The organism is Halomonas sp. 5021 (genome assembly GCF_036663435.1).
In the GTDB taxonomy this organism is placed as follows: Bacteria; Pseudomonadota; Gammaproteobacteria; order Pseudomonadales; family Halomonadaceae; genus Vreelandella; species Vreelandella janggokensis.
Genome location: NZ_JAXOVU010000002.1, coordinates 47,074 through 63,312 on the forward strand (window position 1 = coordinate 47,074; position 16,239 = coordinate 63,312).

Consider the following 16,239-nt stretch of genomic DNA (forward strand, 5'->3'; position numbering starts at 1 on the left):
CCAAAAACGGCTCTGTTGGCTCTCGTGCCTATAACCTATCTGCTTGGGATTGTATACTTGACGGCTTATGAATTCATGGCCAACGGTGCTTTCCGCGATGAGTGTCTCGACAAACCAATCGACGCCTGATGTGTCGACCTTTCAAGGCTTGATCCTTGCGCTGCAACAGTATTGGGCAGAACAAGGCTGTGTCATTCTCCAGCCGCTCGATATGGAGGTTGGTGCAGGCACTTTTCACCCCGCTACCTTCCTGCGTGCCATTGGGCCGGAGACCTGGAACGCTGCCTATGTCCAGCCGTCTCGCCGCCCTACAGACGGCCGCTACGGCGAAAATCCCAACCGCCTGCAGCATTACTATCAATTTCAGGTGGTCATGAAGCCGTCACCCAGCAATCTCCAGGACCTGTACCTTGGCTCATTGAAACGCCTAGGACTGGACCCGCTGATCCATGACGTGCGCTTCGTCGAGGACAACTGGGAATCCCCTACCCTTGGCGCCTGGGGGCTTGGCTGGGAAGTCTGGCTGAACGGCATGGAAGTCACCCAGTTTACCTATTTCCAGCAGGCCGGCGGTATCGAATGTTACCCGGTCACCGGCGAGTTGACCTACGGGCTTGAGCGCATCGCCATGTACCTGCAAAACGTCGACAGCGTCTATGACCTGGTTTGGGCCATTGCCCCCGACGGCAGCGAAGTCAGCTACGGCGACGTTTACCTGCAGAATGAACGCGAACAATCCGCCTATAACTTCGAACACGCTGACGTTGACCAGTTATTTGCTAACTTTGACCATCAGGAACAAGAGTGCAGCAAATTGCTGGCAGCCAGACTTCCACTGCCCGCTTATGAACAGGTGCTGAAGGCGTCGCATACGTTCAACTTGTTAGACGCGCGTCACGCCATTTCGGTCACCGAGCGCCAACGCTTTATTCTACGCGTTCGGACCATGGCACGGGACGTCGCCACTGCCTATTTTGAGTCGCGCAAAGCTGAAGGTTTCCCCATGGCCCCGGAATCACTGCGCAACGAACTACTCGCCGATCAGGGAGACGCATAATGGCTGTTGATACGCTTCTACTGGAACTGGGCGCTGAAGAGCTGCCGCCGACGGCCCTGGATGCGCTTTCAGATGCCTTCGCGGTCGGGATCGAAAAAGGCCTGCAGGAAGCTGACATTCCCTTTCAGGGCGTTACGGCTTATGCGACACCCCGCCGTCTGGCGGTGCAGGTGAAAAACCTAGCCGACAAACAACCTGACCGTGAAGTCGAGCGCCGTGGTCCAGCCCTGGCAGCCGCCTTCAAAGAGGGAGCGCCCACCAAGGCGGCAGAAGGCTTTGCGCGCTCCTGCGGTGTCAGCGTGGATGAATTGATCCACCTGGAAACCGACAAGGGCACCTGGCTTGGCTTTCGCGAACATCAGCCGGGTGAAAGTGTACAGACGCTACTGCCCGATATTCTGCGCAAAGCGATCAGCGCGCTGCCCGTGCCCAAAAACATGCGCTGGGGTACCTCGCGAATAGAGTTCTCCCGCCCGGTTCATTGGCTTGTGGCCCTTTACGGCAGCGATGTCATTGCCGCCGAGGCACTGGGTTTGCAAGCCAGCCGTACCACTTATGGTCATCGCTTCCACGCCCCGGATGCCATTCAGCTTGAGCATGCCGATGCTTACCTTGGCGCACTGGAAAACGCCTTTGTGCTGGCCGACCGTCAACAGCGCCGGGAGCGTATCCGCGAGCAGGTGCTGGCAGAGGCGGAAGTACAGGAAGCCAACGCGGTAATCGACGAAGACCTTTTGGTCGAAGTCAGCGGTCTGGTTGAGTGGCCCGTGGCACTGACCGGCAGCTTTGACGATCGCTTCTTGGAAGTGCCCGCCGAATGTCTGGTTTCCTCAATGAAGGCCAACCAGAAGTACTTTCATTTACTGGATGATCAGGGCAAGCTCAAACCACTTTTCATTACCATCTCGAACATCGACAGCGCTGATCCTCAGCAGGTGATTTCAGGTAATGAAAAGGTCATTCGCCCGCGCCTGGCCGACGCGGCGTTTTTCTACGACACCGACCGTAAGCGTACCCTTGTTTTGCGTATTCCCCAGTTGGAAAGCGTGGTCTTCCAGCAGCAACTCGGGACCCTGGCCGACAAGGCACGCCGCAGCAGTGCTATCGCAAGCCACATTGCCGAAAGGATTGGCGGTGACGTCACCCATGCCCAACGCGCCGTTGCACTTGCCAAGTGTGATCTGGTGACCGAGATGGTACTGGAATTCCCTGAGCTTCAGGGCATCATGGGGCGTTACTACGCCGAGCAGGATGGCGAACCCGCTGACGTTGCCCAGGCACTTGAAGAACAGTACCTGCCCCGCTTTGCGACCGATGCCATTCCCCATAGTGCGACAGGCAAGGCGCTTGCTCTGGCTGACCGTCTGGACACCCTGGTTGGCATTTTCGGTATTGGTCAGCGGCCGACTGGCGCCAAAGACCCCTTTGCATTGCGTCGCGCCTCTATCGGTGTGCTGAACATCCTGGTCAAAGGCGAGCTCAATCTCGACCTTCGTGAGCTGCTTAACGTGGCCGCTGAACAGTACCGGGATCTCCCCAAGGCGGAAGGACTAATCGATGATGTCCTGACCTACATGCTCGATCGTTTCCGCGCCTGGGGCCAGGAAGAAGGCATCACCGCCGAAATGTACCTGGCTGTTCGCGCCCGCCCGGTGACCAAGCCGCTCGATTTCGCTCGCCGCCTGCGTGCCGTCAAAGCTTTCGCCCAGCGTGAGGAGGCGGCTGCCCTGGCCGCAGCCAATAAGCGTGTTTCTAATATTCTCAGCAAGCAGGAACATGACGGCAGCACTCAGGTCGATCAAAGCCTGCTGCAAGAGCCGGCGGAACAAGCATTGTTCAATGCAGTAACCCGCAGCCAGCAGCAGGTGACTCCGCTGTTTGCCGCTGGTGATTACCAGCAGGCGCTTGATGCGTTGGCAACGTTGCGCGAGCCGGTGGATAATTTCTTTGATCAGGTGATGGTGATGGCCGATGATGAATCCATTCGCCGTAATCGCCTTGCATTGCTTGCCAGTCTTCAGGCGCTATTCCTTGAAGTGGCAGACATCGCCCAATTGCCTCAATAACGCCACCCCAGTATCTGATACGGTTTGAAACACGGAAAGCCCGGCACCCAGGTTGCCGGGCTTTTTTATACCCACAGCACTGTTTCACGTGAAACATTCGCGCTTTTATTGATCCGCTTTTAATCTAAGGCTAAAGCGAAAGCACCACCATCACCCAAGGATACCTATGCCGAGTGCTCACCAGTTGGTCATTCTCGATCGCGACGGCGTTATCAACCATGACTCTGACGCCTACATCAAATCTTTGAGTGAATGGGTCCCCTTACCCGGCGCTATCGAGGCCATCGCCAAGCTATCCCGCGCGGGCTTCACGGTTGCGATTGCCACTAACCAATCGGGCATTGCCCGGGGTTTTTACGATGAATCGACGCTGCAAGCCATGCACGACCATCTTCAAAGTCGGGTAAATGCCAAAGGTGGCCAAATTGCCCATATCGCCTACTGCCCACATGGACCAGACGATCACTGCGATTGCCGCAAACCGTTACCCGGCCTGCTTGCTGAAATACAGGAAAAACTGGAATTGGAGAGCCTTGAGGGCAGCTGGATGGTCGGTGATAGCCTGAGAGATCTTCAAGCAGGTGAAGCGGTTGGCTGTCGACCGGTACTGGTCAAAACGGGCAAAGGGGAAAAAACGCTCTCCAGGAATATAGGTCTGGAGAAGGCACTGGTCTACCGCGATCTGGCAGAGTTTGCTGATTGGCTGTGTGACCAACAACAGATAGTTCCTCAGCCATAAAAAAACGCTGCTCCTGAGCGGGCAGCGTTTTTCATCAGGCAAAGCACCGACTGTTTCACGTGAAACAGCGTGCTAGATATCGATATTCGCCGTCAGCGCATTGGATTCAATAAAGTCACGCCGCGGCTCAACTTCATCACCCATCAAGGTGTTGAACATCATGTCAGCCGCCACCGCGTCTTCAATGGTGACCCGCAGCATACGACGACTATCAGGATCCATCGTGGTATCCCAGAGTTGCTCCGGGTTCATCTCACCAAGGCCTTTGTAACGCTGCACAGAAAGGCCACGCTGACCTTCCTGCATCAACCAGGCCAGCACTTCAGAGAAGTGGGCAACCGGCTTCTGGCGCTCGCCTCGAGCGATATAGGCACCTTCTTCAAGAAGACCGTTAATCGTGCCACCCAGCGCCGCAATGGCGCGGTAATCTGCACTTTCAAAGAAATCCAGACCCCATACATACTCGGTCGTCACACCATGAGCAATGAGCGATACGGCGGGCAGGTGAAGATCACGCTCCGTGTCTTCGTTGAGATAGAACTGATAACGCGGGCCGCCTTCATAGGCCACCATGTCATCCATGGCTTTTTGCAGCTCGGCAATCCAGTTTTCCATGGTAACGCGATCTTTAAGGCTTGCTTCACCCTCAAGAGCGGTGGCGTGAACAGCCTGCTTGAGCACTTCGATGGGGTATACCCGTGCAAGGCGATCAATACGCTTCATCACATTGCGGTACTGGTTAACCAACGATTCAAGCTGCGACCCGGCGATACCCGGCGCATCGGCATTGACATGGAGCCCAGCACCGTCAAGGGCCGTGGTCGTCAGGTAATCAACCATCGCCTGCTCGTCTTTGAGGTAAAGCTCTTGCTTGCCACGCTTGATCTTGTAAAGCGGTGGCTGCGCGATAAACACATGACCGCGCTCGATCAGCTCGGGCATCTGACGGAAAAAGAACGTAAGCAGCAGCGTTCGAATATGCGAGCCATCAACATCAGCGTCTGTCATGATGATGATGGAGTGATATCGTAATTTGTCGGGATTAAACTCTTCGCGACCAATACCGCAGCCCAGCGCGGTTATTAGCGTGCCAACTTCCGCTGACGATAGCATCTTGTCGAAACGCGCCTTTTCGACGTTCAGTATCTTGCCTTTAAGCGGCAAAATCGCTTGCGTGCGACGGTCACGGCCCTGCTTGGCACTGCCACCCGCCGAATCACCCTCCACCAGATACAGCTCCGACTGGCTGGGGTCTTTTTCCTGGCAGTCGGCGAGCTTGCCAGGCAGCCCGGCAATATCCAGCGCCCCTTTACGGCGTGTCATATCCCGCGCCTTACGAGCCGCTTCACGCGCCCGTGCTGCATCAAGCATCTTATTGACGATTGCTTTGGCTTCGTTGGGCTTCTCGATCAAGTAGTCAGAAAATAGACGGCCCATTTCCTGTTCTACCGCGGTCTTAACTTCCGAGGAGACCAGCTTGTCCTTGGTTTGTGAGGAGAACTTCGGGTCAGGCACTTTTACTGAAATAATCGCGGTCAAGCCTTCTCGCGCATCATCACCCGAGGTATTGACCTTGGCCTTCTTGAGCAGACCTTCAGCCTCGATGTAATGGTTCAGCGTCCGCGTTAACGACGCGCGAAAGCCAGCCAGGTGCGCACCGCCATCGCGCTGGGGAATATTGTTGGTGTAGCAGAAAATACTCTCTGTAAAGGTATCGTTCCACTGCATGGCCACTTCCACTTCAATACCGTCCTCACGAACCGCGTTGAAGTGAAACACCGGGTTGAGCACTGATTTATTCTGGTTGAGGTGGTCAACAAACGCTTTCAAACCACCTTCATAATGGAAAAGCTCTTCCTTGCCACTGCGCTCATCCATCAAGCGGATGGCAACGCCAGAATTCAGGAAGGACAACTCCCTTAGCCGTTTCGCCAGAATATCATAGTGGAATTCGATACTGGTGAACGTCTCCGGTGAAGGCCGGAAATGCACTCGCGTACCACTCTTTTCTGTCGTGCCCACAACGGCGAGGGGAGCTTGGGGAACACCGTGGTGATAAACCTGTTCAAAAACGTCTCCCTGGCGCCAGATCGTCAGCCGCAGCTCTTCGGACAAGGCGTTGACCACGGAAACGCCCACACCATGGAGCCCCCCGGAAACCTTATACGAATTATCGTCAAACTTACCGCCTGCGTGCAGGACGGTCATGATGACTTCAGCGGCCGATACGCCTTCACCTTCGTGAATCTCGGTAGGCACACCGCGTCCATTATCGCTGACCGTGACGGATTCATCAGGGTGAATAACCACACGAATTTCGCTGCAGTGGCCAGCCAGGGCTTCATCGATGGAGTTATCCACCAACTCGAAGACCATGTGGTGCAGCCCGGTGCCGTCGTCTGTATCGCCGATGTACATGCCTGGACGCTTGCGTACCGCATCCAGCCCCTTGAGCACCTTGATGCTTGATGAATCGTAAGCCTGCTCGCTCATTGACCACTCCGTCGTGAAGTCTGTCTCTATCCGTGTCGTCTACCCTTCAGGCATTAACTGACTCAATCCATTATCCGCATGTTTCACGTGAAACATCCTTACATGGGTTTGAGCCTGCCATGTTTGCCTTAAAGCATCAGGTTCGACGCTGGTAATAAATACTTGGCACTGCATATCTTCCAGTAATTGACAAAACCTTAACCGATGCAACTTGTCTAGCTCGGCGGGCAAGTCGTCAATCAAATAGATGCAATGCCGCTGTGACGCTCTTTCCAGAAGCCGACCCTGCGCTAGCTTGAGCGCACTCACCACCAGTTTTTGTTGGCCTCGGGAAAGAACTTCTATCGCAGGTTGCTTATTAAGCTTGATGCGCAAGTCTGCTCGCTGAGGGCCTTGCTGCGTAAAGCCCATTTGCTGATCGGTTGAACGGCTAGCCTGCAGTACATCAACCAACGACCTTCTTTTATCCCAGCCTCTCGCATAGTGAAGCGTTAAACCGGGTAGTGGGAGTAGCCATTCGAGGGTTTCTTCAAATACAGGGAGAAACTCAGCGAACCAGTCCCGTCTTAGCGTATCTATTTGCTCACCCCAGTTAGCAAACTCTTGCTCCCAGATGGCAAACTCCTGAGGCTCTATTCTACCATGCCTCAACAAGGCATTCCGATGTTTCAACGCTCGACGCGTTCGCTTCCATATTTCGAGAAAACCATGTTTCACGTGAAACACACCCCAGTCCAGGAATTCACGACGACCTGAGGGGGAACCTTCCAAAAGGCGAAAAGCATCAGGATTGATGAGTTGAAGCGGCATGGCTTCCACCAGATCCGCTAGGCGGGCGTTCTTATCACCCTTGATACGCAGTTCCAGCTCGCTGGTGGCGCGCAAGCGACGGACCCCTAGTGCAACATCAGGCTCTCCGGACAAACGGCCATACAGCGTTACGTGGGGCGCATCCGTTTGAATCGCATGCTTGAGCTGACGTGTCCTGAATGACCTGCCCATGCCCAGGATATGAATGCCTTCCAGCAAGCTTGTTTTACCGCTTCCGTTAACGCCATTAATCACGTTGATACCGGGCGACGGTGCCATATCCACAGGCTGCAAGTTGCGAAGACCATCGAAATTAAGCTGAAGAAGACCCATTCACCCGTCACTTATTTTGTGCGCCCTGAAACATAGCGACGGCGCCCATACGCCGTCACTCGGTAAATTATCGCCAACTGAGGACTTTATAGACGCATCGGCATGACAACGTAGAGTGCGTCACCCCCACCCGGCTCTTCCAGAAGCGCACTGCTATTGGGGTCTGCAAGGGTGATTTGTACGCGGTCTTCATCCAGTACGCCCATCACATCGACCAGATAGCCGACGTTAAAACCAACTTCCATGGCCGAGCCCGTATATTCAACGGCAATGTTCTCTTCCGCTTCTTCCTGTTCAGGGTTATTGGCCATTACCTTGAGGTTATTTTCCTCGAGATAAAGGCGTACACCACGGTACTTCTCATTGGACAGGATAGCGGTGCGGGAAAGCACTTGGCGGAGTTCGGCGCGCTCAGCAATTAAAACCTTGTCACCGTTGCGCGGTACCACACGCTCATAGTCGGGGAATTTTCCATCAATCAGCTTGGACGTGAACGTAAAATCACCGGTGTGCGCCCTCACATGCGTGGATCCTAATGTCAGGCTCACCGGCTCATCGCTATCGTCAAGCAAACGGGACAATTCGAGAATCCCTTTACGGGGAACAATGAGCTTCTGTGACTGATCAACGGTCACGTCCACCGGCCGCGAACACATCGCCAGGCGATGCCCATCAGTCGCCACGGTGCGCAGGAGGTTGCTCTGAATCTCGAGCAGCATACCGTTCAGATAATAGCGAACATCCTGCTGGGCCATGGCGAAGGATGTCGCTTCGATCAGGTGTTTCAGTGTACCACGCGGAACACTCAATTCCTGGCTGCCTTCGGCATCTTCAATAGATGGAAACTCAGCGGCGGGAAGCGTCGACAGTGTGAAGCGAGACCGACCACTCCTCAGGACAGCGCGACCCTCTTCAACCGCTAGCTGTATATCTGACTGATCAGGGAGCGACTTACAAATATCCATCAACTTGCGGGCCGGCACGGTTGCCGAGCCTTCTTGATCCACCTGACTGGCGACAGTGCGGCCAACCAATTCGACTTCCAGATCAGTGCCCGTCAGGGCCACCTGGTCACCGTCTACCTGGATCAGCACATTCGATAAAACAGGCAATGTCTGACGGCGCTCTACCACCCCTGCTACCAAGGTAAGCGGACGTAGCAGCGCCTCTCGGGAAATCGAAAATTTCATCAATACTCCGTTGTCTATCCTGAAAGACCTGCTGAAACAGGTCCGTCCTGGTTGATTAACTGGTCAGTAGGCGTAACAGGTTCTTATAGTCTTCGCGAATATCGGCGTTTTCTTCCTGCAACACTTTCACCTTGCGGCAGGCATGTAACACCGTCGTGTGATCACGACCGCCAAACGCATCGCCAATCTCAGGCAGACTGTGATTGGTCAATTCCTTGGCAAGCGCCATGGCAACTTGACGGGGCCTTGCAACCGACCGGGAACGCCGTTTGGATAATAAATCGGCAACCTTGATTTTGTAATATTCCGCTACCGTTCGCTGGATATTGTCGACGCCCACCTGCTTGTCTTGTAGCGCCAACAAGTCTTTAAGCGACTCACGTATAAAGTCCTGGGTAATGGTCTTGCCCATGAAGTGCGAGTCAGCAATCACTTTTTTGAGGGCACCTTCAAGCTCGCGCACGTTCGATCGAATCTTCTGGGCAATAAAGAACGCCGCATCATGGGGCAAGTCGACTTTGGCCTGATCCGCTTTTTTCATCAAAATAGCCACACGGGTTTCCAACTCAGGCGGCTCAATAGCGACAGTAAGGCCCCACCCAAAGCGTGATTTCAGGCGTTCTTCGACACCACTGATTTCCTTGGGGTAGCGATCCGACGTCAGAATCATTTGCTGACCGCCTTCCAATAACGCATTAAAGGTATGGAAGAACTCTTCCTGAGAGCGCTCTTTACCGGCAAAAAATTGAATATCATCAATGAGTAACGCATCAACACTACGGTAAAAACGCTTGAAGTCATTGATGGCATTGAGCTGTAGTGCCTTCACCATATCGGCCACGAAACGCTCTGAGTGAAGGTAGACCACACGCGCATTTTCACGGCGCAACGCCAGACCATTACCAACGGCATGCATCAAGTGGGTTTTACCCAGACCAACACCGCCATACAAGAATAGCGGGTTATAGGCCCCACCCGGATTTTCGGAAACCTGGCGAGAAGCCGCGCGCGCGAGCTGGTTGGATTTACCTTCCACGAAAGTATCAAAAGTAAAGTTAGGATTTAGCCCGCTGGTATGCTTGAGCCCACCCTCAACCTGAACCTGGCGCTCGTTCGAACGCCGGTCTGAACCACTTCCCTCCTCGCGTAGCTGATCGATTTCACGCTCGTCAGCAATATCGCCCCGTGGCGGCGTATGAACAGCCGCCGACGCACGCGGTGCCGGAGAGGCCGAGACCGGATTACCCAGATCACGGGGTTGGGGGGCAGGTGCTGCTGGCCGTCGACTACCTACCGTGAGGCTAACCTTGGGAGGTTTCGAAGGGGCAAGCTCGCGCATCAGTTCGCTAATCCGCTTGGCGTACTTGTCACTCACCCAATCGCGCACAAAGCGGTTAGGCGCCAACAAGCGCAGCTCGTTAGCCTCACTATCTTCAGCCTGCAGTGGACGTATCCACGTGTTGAACTGCTGCGAACTCAGCTCGTCCTGCAGGTAATTCAGGCACTGTTGCCAAAGCGCGAGTGACACACATCTCACCATCGGTTGAAAAAGGCCGACCATTGTAGCGTCCAACGGCGTGGTTATCCACACAGGACTGGGGCGTTTTAATAAGCTGTGGAAAACTTTTCAGGTGTCGAATTGATAGATATTCCAAGTGCTGATCGACAGCTTACTGTTCATTATCGCTGGGCATTAACTCACAGTTAATCAACCACTTATCATCGTCTTTTCCGCAACTTATACACAACCTCATCTAGCTTTTATATAGTTGAATTTAAAGAAAAATATACAGTTGTTAACAAAATGTATCCCCACTATTAGCCACAAGGCAGCAGAAGACCAATGGCTGGACGCCGGTGCACTTCCCGGCAAGCACCATTGCGTGCTCCCTGACAGGCACCTGCGTGGACAGGCGGTATTTTTTACAAGGAAAAAATTGCACGTAACCCGGGAAGCCTCTACAATTTCCGGTCTTGAATTGAATCTCCCGGCTAGTTCCTCACTGGACCGGGTCTTTTGGAATTTATTTTCCGTCCTAACCACGTGGGAATAACGAGTTATGAAACGCACTTTTCAACCTAGCGTTCTCAAGCGCAAGCGCGCGCATGGCTTCCGTGCTCGTATGGCAACCAAAAATGGCCGCGCCATTATTTCGCGTCGCCGCGCCAAAGGCCGTAAGCGTCTGAGCGCCTGATCTCGGATTGCGTGTGCCACATCAAGGGTTTCCCCGGTGTTTTCGGTTACTTAACGCCGGGGATTACCGCTACGTTTTTGAGCAAGCAGATCTCAAGGTACATGGTAAAGGGATTATGGCGTTAGCACGCCGGAATACCCTCGGGCATCCCCGCCTTGGCCTCGTGGTCAGCAAAAAAAATGTGAAGCTCGCCGTTGATCGAAATCGCTTCAAAAGACTCGTTCGAGAGTCAGTCAGGCTACGTCAAGACCAGCTTCCCGCAGTGGATATTGTGGTACTTGCTCGGCGTGGCGTTCAGGACATGGACAATGACGTTTTATATCGTCAGCTCCATGGCATGTGGAAACGGCTTCGGCGCGACAGCCAGGCAGACAAGGCGCTACCTGCAAGCTCAAAGCACATTACTTGATGGGCACCTCATCGCTCGACCTCGGCCTGCCGCCTGGCAGGCTTTCGTGTGTCATGGGTCGAGTAATTGATACTGCGTCATTAGCATGTTCACCACCCAGCGGGCAGAACCCTCATGGACGTAAAACGACTTATATTACTGATTCCACTTGCCATTCTGGCCTATCTACTGGTTGTACAGTGGAATCAGGATTACGGACAGACGTCTTATCAACCGTCGTCCGAGGTATCGCAAGATCAAACACGCGATAACAACGCATCGTCGGGAAGTGGCGGTACGTCTGGCAATGACGACGCGGAAAACTTGTCGGTTCCCGGAGATAGCACTGCCGCTTCGCAGGACGCGCTAAACAGCGACGAAAGTGATAGCGACAGCCGTGACTTCATCGCGGTGACCACCGACGTGCTGGATGTTCGTATTGATCCACACGGTGGCGATATCGTGTATGCCGCCTTGCCGCAGCATAAACAGGCGCTCGAGTCGGATCGCAGCTATATTCTGCTTTCCGACAATCAAACGCGCAGTTACGTCGCACGCTCGGGCTTGCAACTTAACGGGGAAGCAAATCGCATTGCCTTTACCTCTGAGAAAAGCGAATACCTGCTGGGTGATGACGAAGAACAGCTTGAGGTCAACCTCACCGCCGAGATAAACGGCATTGAGGTCATCAAGCGGCTGACCTTCGAACGCGGCAATTATGCTGTTGACGTCAATTACTACTTGGCCAATAACACCGATGAGCCCATTAGCGCTCGTTTTATCGGCCAGCTCGCTCGGGATAACAGCCCTGACCCGTCAAGCGGCGTCAGTATGGGCATGAATTCCTACCTGGGTGCGGCGTTTTCGACGCCTGAAGAGACCTACGGAAAGATTGATTTTGACGATATACAAGGCGGCAACTTCAATAATCGAGAGGCACAAGGCGGTTGGATTGCCATCATCCAGCACTACTTTGTCTCGGCCTGGGCGCCTTCCCAGGATCAGCAGAACCTTTACTACGTCTCGACAGACTCGCGCGACCGCAATGTCGTCGCCTTTGCTGGCCCCACCAGTGAGCTGGCGCCGGAAGAAGAAGCTTCCTTGGGCGCCACTCTCTATATGGGTCCCAAGGTCCAGGATCATCTTGAGGAAGTAGCGCCTAACCTTCGCCTGACGGTCGACTATGGCTGGCTGTGGTTCCTGGCAAACCCGCTCTTCTGGCTGCTTGACAAGATTCACGACATTGTCGGCAACTGGGGTTGGTCAATCGTCCTGTTGACGGTGTTGGTGAAAACCATTCTGTTCCCACTTTCTGCCAAGGCTTACAAGTCGATGGCACGGATGCGCAAGCTTGGCCCCGAGATGCAGCGTCTCAAGGAGATGTACGGCGATGACCGCCAGAAAATGTCTCAAGAGATGATGAAGTTCTACCAGAAGGAGAAGATCAATCCTCTGGGTGGCTGCTTGCCGATTCTGGTACAGATGCCCGTCTTTATCGCCTTGTACTGGATGTTGCTGGAATCCGTTGAACTGAGACACGCTCCCTTCATCTTCTGGGTGCAGGATCTGTCGGTGAAAGACCCGTACTTCATACTGCCGATTCTGATGGGCCTTTCGATGTTCGTGCAGCAACAGCTTAACCCCACGCCGCCTGATCCCATGCAGGCGAAGATCATGAAGATGCTACCCATCATCTTTACGTTCTTCTTCCTGTGGTTCCCGGCGGGCCTGGTGATCTACTGGGTGGTCAACAACATTATCTCAGTGGCGCAGCAGTACTTTATTACGCGCAAAATCGAGCAGGACCCAAGTATCGGCAAAGGCATGAAAACCAAAAAATAAAGCCGATACCTTGAACACCCAGACCCCCGCCCTTGCGGGGGTCTGGTGTTTCAGGGGGCAAAAACTCACACTACGCTCACTTGCCACCTGCACCTAAAAGAGAAACGCCATGGCAGACCGACTCTATACCCAAGACACCATCGCCGCCCTGGCCACGCCTCCCGGTCGTGGTGGCGTCGGTATTATTCGTGTTTCTGGCCCAGCCTGCCGCGACATTGCCGTCGCCATGCTAGGCCACTGCCCAGCCCCTCGCTATGCATACTATGGCGCTTTCATGGGCGCAGAAGGCAGTATCGATGAGGGGATCGCGCTACTGTTTCCGGATCCACACTCGTTCACCGGTGAAGATGTGCTCGAACTGCAAGGCCATGGCGGGCCGGTGATCATGGATATGCTCCTCGAACGCTGCGTCCAGCTCGGGGCTCGGCTGGCAAGGCCGGGGGAGTTTTCGGAGCGCGCTTTCCTGAATGACAAGCTTGACCTCGCACAGGCCGAGGCCATTGCCGACCTGATAGATGCCACCTCCCGCTCGGCCGCCGAAAACGCGGTGCGTTCGCTGCAGGGCGAGTTTTCCAATCGGGTAGCCGCGCTGGTAGAGCGGCTTATCGAACTGCGCGTCTACGTCGAGGCGGCGATTGATTTTCCCGAGGAAGAAATCGACTTTCTGGCTGATGGCCACGTGGCGAGCCTGCTGGACGAGGTAAACCGTGAGCTTATCGACGTTCGGTCTGCTGCTGGCCAGGGCGCCTTGATGCGTGAGGGCATGAGCGTTGTCATTGCCGGGCGTCCCAACGCGGGTAAGTCGAGCTTGCTCAACGCCCTGACCGAGCAGGACACCGCCATCGTCACGGATATTGCCGGTACCACGCGGGATGTGCTGCGCGAACATATCCACATCGACGGGATGCCGCTGCATGTGATTGATACCGCAGGGCTGCGCGATACGCCGGATGCCGTTGAGCAGATCGGCGTCGCACGGGCCTGGGCAGAGATCGAAGGCGCCGACCGCGTGCTGCTCCTGGTCGATGCGTCAACGACCGATGAAACCGACCCCATGGCAATCTGGCCTGAATTTGTCGCCCGGCTGCCGGACCAGCAGCGCCTGACGCTGGTACGTAATAAAATCGACACCAGCGCCGAACAGGCCGGCATAGACTTATCCACAACCCCACCCACGGTGCGTCTTTCTGCAAAGACAGGGATGGGTGTGGATAACTTGAAAGCGCACCTGAAAGATATCATGGGCTTTTCAGCGACCACCGAGGGGCGTTTTTCGGCCCGCCGCCGCCACCTGGATGCGCTTGACCGGGCAATGAACGCCCTTGAAACCGGCCGCCGACAGCTCGAAGGCAATGGCGCCGGTGAATTGCTGGCGGAAGATCTACGCGATGCGCAGCAGGCGCTAGGTGAAATCACCGGTGAATTCAGCGCCGATGATCTGCTGGGTGAAATTTTCGGTAGCTTCTGTATCGGCAAATAAGCTCTCCCAGACAGCGCTACTCCCCTACCAACCAAGACGCGCAATAGCGGCTCTGTGTGCCCAGCAGTGGTGTCAGCTGGGCCATCGCGCCGGCCAGGCGTTCGTCCAACCCCCAGGGCGGGTTGATCACCAACATTCCACTTCCGTACATACCGCGCTCCTGGGTGTCCGCGTCTCGCAGGCACAATTCGCTACGCCAGATTTTACGGATGCCGCTGCGCTCAAGCGCTTCCAAAAGCACCTTGTGGTTGTTGGCAGGCAGCAATGGATACCAGATCAACACCACCGCGTGACGCGCTTTCGCAAGCGCCACATTAAGGGTATCCGCCACCAACTGATACTCGTCTTTACGCTCGTAGCTTGGGTCAATCAGCACACAGACACGAGGCGTTGCAACAGGCAGACGGTGGCATAATCCCTGCAAGCCATCGCCATGAATGCGTTCTACGCTTTCTGCTAGCGCCTGATCATCGAAATGCTGGTGCTCGCCAGGGTGCAACTCAAACCCGTACAACCGCTCCCTGGCACGAAGCGCCTGGCTGATCCACCAGGGAGAGCCGGGGTAATGGGCCAATTCGTTGGGATGGCGCTGCGCACGGGACAGGGCATCCAGCCAGCTGCACAGCAGCGGGTCGGACACCGATTGAGCTGCTTCCCAGAGAGGCCAGACACCATCCCGATACTCCTTCAAGCGCTGGGTTTCTTCGCTCGACAACGGGTAAAATCCGCGACCCGCGTGGGTATCGATATATGTCACCGGTGAAGGTTTGCGCAGCAGATACTCGATGGTTGCAAATAACGTCAAATGCTTATGTACATCGGCAAAATTGCCAGCATGATATGCGTGTTGATATGACAACATGATAATTCGACAACTCATAAAAAAGCCCGCCATATCAGCATAGCGGGCATTGGGAAGGCTTCACAGCAACATTGCTTAGCCGCCTTGGCGTTGACCTTCTCCGGTGGGCGTTAAGGTAATTTCGACACGGCGATTCTGGCTGCGTCCGCTTTCAGTCTCATTACTGGCCACCGGCTGGGATTCACCATAGCCTCGAGTACTTAGACGCATTGAGGACACGCCATTCTGGTTCAAGTAGCTACCTACTGCCTGAGCCCGGCGCTCAGACAGTCGCTGGTTATAGGCTTCGTCACCGGTGCTATCAGTATGGCCCGCAATGTTGATCCGGGTGTCAGCATATTCACTGACCACATTGGCCACTTCGTTTAACGAGCTGCGGGCCTGGCTGGTCAATTCAGCGGAATCAAAACCGAAAGTCACGCTGCTGGGTATATTCAGCACGATATCGTCGCCGCGGCGATCAATTTCAATGCGCGAACCTTCCAGGTTTTGGCGCAGTTGCTGCTCCTGGCGGTCCATATAAGCCCCTATGCCAGCACCCGCTGCGGCACCTACCGCCGCCCCAATCAGCGCCCGATCTCGGCGGCTGGTGCTACCATCCCCGGACAGCGCACCGGCAGCCGCGCCTACAACGGCACCAATACCTGTGCCGGTTGCCGTCGATGAGCGCTGAGTTTGACCGCCGCCGTAAGGGTCCGAGGTTGCACAACCGGCAACCAGCACAGCGGCCGCTAACGGGGTCAGTAGTCGAGAAATACGCATCGCTCACTCCTTAACATTGTCA

The 16,239-nt window shown here is 55.0% G+C and carries 13 protein-coding genes; 7 read left to right on the plus strand and 6 right to left on the minus strand.

Annotation, left to right across the window (positions count from 1 at the left end):
• The first annotated feature begins 97 nt into the window (after positions 1 to 97).
• From glyQ to gmhB, 3 genes are all read left to right on the plus strand, one after another.
• Positions 98 to 1,057 (plus strand): glycine--tRNA ligase subunit alpha, encoded by a 960-nt coding sequence (glyQ, locus tag R3F64_RS03810; RefSeq protein WP_085919161.1) that lies wholly within the window; start codon positions 98 to 100, stop codon positions 1,055 to 1,057.
• Positions 1,057 to 3,123: a glycine--tRNA ligase subunit beta gene (gene glyS, locus R3F64_RS03815; RefSeq protein ID WP_332609875.1), complete on the plus strand. Its 2,067-nt coding sequence runs from the start codon at positions 1,057 to 1,059 to the stop codon at positions 3,121 to 3,123. The genes glyQ and glyS overlap by 1 nt, the downstream gene beginning before the upstream one ends.
• A 166-nt stretch (positions 3,124 to 3,289) precedes the next feature.
• Positions 3,290 to 3,862, plus strand: a complete 573-nt coding sequence (gmhB, locus tag R3F64_RS03820) for a D-glycero-beta-D-manno-heptose 1,7-bisphosphate 7-phosphatase (protein WP_332609877.1) — start codon at positions 3,290 to 3,292, stop codon at positions 3,860 to 3,862.
• A gap of 72 nt (positions 3,863 to 3,934) precedes the next feature.
• On the opposite strand, the gene gyrB is transcribed toward gmhB, so the two are convergent.
• The 4 genes from gyrB to dnaA form a co-directional block, all read right to left on the minus strand.
• Positions 3,935 to 6,355: a DNA topoisomerase (ATP-hydrolyzing) subunit B gene (gene gyrB, locus R3F64_RS03825; RefSeq protein ID WP_332609879.1), complete on the minus strand. Its 2,421-nt coding sequence runs from the start codon at positions 6,353 to 6,355 to the stop codon at positions 3,935 to 3,937.
• 39 nt (positions 6,356 to 6,394) lie between these two features.
• On the minus strand, positions 6,395 to 7,498 hold the full coding sequence (recF, locus tag R3F64_RS03830) for a DNA replication/repair protein RecF (RefSeq protein ID WP_085919165.1): 1,104 nt from the start codon (positions 7,496 to 7,498) through the stop codon (positions 6,395 to 6,397).
• A gap of 86 nt (positions 7,499 to 7,584) precedes the next feature.
• Positions 7,585 to 8,688 (minus strand): DNA polymerase III subunit beta, encoded by a 1,104-nt coding sequence (gene dnaN / locus R3F64_RS03835; protein ID WP_066315588.1) that lies wholly within the window; start codon positions 8,686 to 8,688, stop codon positions 7,585 to 7,587.
• Positions 8,689 to 8,743: 55 nt separating this feature from the next.
• Complete coding sequence (dnaA, locus tag R3F64_RS03840; RefSeq protein WP_199284380.1) at positions 8,744 to 10,216, minus strand: chromosomal replication initiator protein DnaA; 1,473 nt, start codon at positions 10,214 to 10,216, stop codon at positions 8,744 to 8,746.
• 532 nt (positions 10,217 to 10,748) lie between these two features.
• Here dnaA and rpmH point away from each other — a divergent pair.
• The 4 genes from rpmH (at position 10,749) to mnmE (ending at position 14,593) form a co-directional block, all read left to right on the plus strand.
• Positions 10,749 to 10,883 carry a 50S ribosomal protein L34 gene (rpmH, locus tag R3F64_RS03845; protein ID WP_066315595.1) on the plus strand — a complete coding sequence of 45 codons (135 nt, stop codon included), beginning with the start codon at positions 10,749 to 10,751 and terminating at the stop codon, positions 10,881 to 10,883.
• A gap of 13 nt (positions 10,884 to 10,896) precedes the next feature.
• The gene (gene rnpA / locus R3F64_RS03850; RefSeq protein ID WP_085919167.1) at positions 10,897 to 11,292 is read left to right on the plus strand and encodes a ribonuclease P protein component; all 396 of its coding nucleotides are present in this window, start codon (positions 10,897 to 10,899) and stop codon (positions 11,290 to 11,292) included.
• A 114-nt stretch (positions 11,293 to 11,406) separates the two neighbouring features.
• On the plus strand, positions 11,407 to 13,113 hold the full coding sequence (yidC, locus tag R3F64_RS03855) for a membrane protein insertase YidC (RefSeq protein WP_332609888.1): 1,707 nt from the start codon (positions 11,407 to 11,409) through the stop codon (positions 13,111 to 13,113).
• A gap of 109 nt (positions 13,114 to 13,222) precedes the next feature.
• Positions 13,223 to 14,593, plus strand: a complete 1,371-nt coding sequence (gene mnmE, locus R3F64_RS03860; protein WP_199284379.1) for a tRNA uridine-5-carboxymethylaminomethyl(34) synthesis GTPase MnmE — start codon at positions 13,223 to 13,225, stop codon at positions 14,591 to 14,593.
• A gap of 16 nt (positions 14,594 to 14,609) precedes the next feature.
• On the opposite strand, the gene R3F64_RS03865 is transcribed toward mnmE, so the two are convergent.
• Both R3F64_RS03865 and R3F64_RS03870 read right to left on the minus strand, forming a co-directional pair.
• Positions 14,610 to 15,455, minus strand: a complete 846-nt coding sequence (locus tag R3F64_RS03865) for a 23S rRNA (adenine(2030)-N(6))-methyltransferase RlmJ (protein WP_332609890.1) — start codon at positions 15,453 to 15,455, stop codon at positions 14,610 to 14,612.
• A 75-nt stretch (positions 15,456 to 15,530) separates the two neighbouring features.
• Positions 15,531 to 16,217 carry an OmpA family protein gene (locus tag R3F64_RS03870; RefSeq protein WP_332609892.1) on the minus strand — a complete coding sequence of 229 codons (687 nt, stop codon included), beginning with the start codon at positions 16,215 to 16,217 and terminating at the stop codon, positions 15,531 to 15,533.
• Positions 16,218 to 16,239: the final 22 nt, after the last annotated feature.